Source organism: Bacillus salipaludis, from assembly GCF_004358205.1.
Map to the genome: position 1 here is coordinate 1 of NZ_SMYO01000091.1, position 1643 is coordinate 1643.

The 1643-nt window shown below is 38.3% G+C and carries 1 protein-coding gene; it reads left to right on the forward strand.

Going from position 1 to position 1643, the window contains the following annotated elements:
- Window positions 1-264: 264 nt before the first annotated feature.
- Window positions 265-1503: an IS110 family RNA-guided transposase gene (locus E2K98_RS30545; protein WP_133340745.1), complete on the forward strand. Its 1239-nt coding sequence runs from the start codon at window positions 265-267 to the stop codon at window positions 1501-1503.
- Window positions 1504-1643 lie beyond the last annotated feature (140 nt).

Genomic DNA, 1643 nt, shown 5'->3' on the forward strand with positions numbered 1-1643 from the left:
TCTTGCACCCGTTCGTAATATAAGGTTAGCCAGATTTTTCTGGTTGACCTTTTTTTAATTGGTTTTATTATATCGGTAGTCGGGGGAGGACGTAGCACCCGTGGGTCTTGAACCCGTCAAGTAAACTGTCCACCCCCTACTTGTATAATCATGTTTCAGGCTGGTTGGGACAAAGATCCCGTTTAACAAGCGAACCTATGACATTACAAGGAGTTTTAGGGGAAACCGACTAATATTGTATTTCTAGGAGGAGGAGATTCAAGTATGAATCCAGTCATTGGTCTGGATGTTTCAAAGGGTGAAAGTCAGGTCCAAGCATTTTTAGATAAAGGTAAACCATATCGTAAGAGCTTTAGTATTGAACATAATCTTGAAGGTTTGGGGAATTTATTGGAGTTCTTAAAAGAAGTTAAAAGAGCAGCTGGTGGTTATCAACCTTCGGTTGTTTTAGAATCAACTGGACACTACCATTTTCCTGTTATTCAATTCTTAGAGGAAGAAAAATATGTTTATATTATCTTAAATCCTCTTATCTCACATAGAGCCAAGAGCTCAAGCCTGCGAAAGGTAAAAACAGATGCAATTGATGCTTATCATCTTTGTGAACTGTTTTATAAAGAGGAATTAGAGCCATACAAGAAGCGTGGGGTTCAACTCTTAAACCTTCGTAATCTAACAAGACAACAAGAGAGTATTGCAGAAATATCAGCGAAAACAAAGATACAGCTACATTCTTTAATCGACCAGGTGTTTCCTGAGTACCGTGGGGTGTTTGGAAGCCTCTATTCTAAGGTATCTCTGCTTACTTTACTAGCCTTCCCTACTTCTAAGGCTGTGTTAAGTGTAAGTGAAAAAGAGTTAACGGATCGAATAGCTTCATTATGTATGAGTCGTTCAGAGTCTTGGGCAAAAGAAAAGGCACAGAAATTAAGAGCAGCTGCTCTTCAAAATCCTTTTCGAAATAATCTCTTCGAGAGTCATATCTTTAACCTTGAAATCTTAGTAAAGATTGTTCTTCAATATGAAGAGCACCTATCCAACATTGCGAATGAAATATATGCTCTCGCTAAAGAAATTGAAGAATACGAGATCCTTCAATCTATCCCTGGAATCGGAGAAAAAATCGCTGCCACGATTATCTCTGAAATTGGAGAGATAGATCGGTTTAATAATGCCAAGAAGTTAGTTGCATTCGCTGGAATAGATCCTAGTGTATATTCTTCTGGAAAGTTCACTGCATCAGTAAACCGAATAACCAAACGTGGTTCCTGTAGACTCCGCCACGCCTTGTATATGGCTGTGCAAAGTGGCATTCGGGATGCCCGTAAAAAGAAAACCACTGATGAGATCATTCCACGTAATAGAAGACTACGAGAGTTTTATGACAAGAAACGAGAAGAAGGAAAACCCTTCAGGGTAGCCATGATTGCGTGTGTAAATAAGCTCTTACACTGGATTTACGCCTTACTAAAAAGCAGAACCACTTTCCAAGATATAGCATAAAAACTATATCCAACTAAATACAACAAAACCTTCCAATAAGCGAAATGAGGAAGGTTATTTGGCATGGACATTTTTAGTATATCATGACGGGATCAAACATTTTATTGAAAAATGTTGACAAACTATTAGCTGGTTTACTT

Coding starts and splice junctions, on each gene's coding strand:
- E2K98_RS30545 (WP_133340745.1), top strand. CDS start 265: ATGAATCCAGTCATTGGTCTGGATGTTTCAAAGGGTGAAAGTCAGGTC.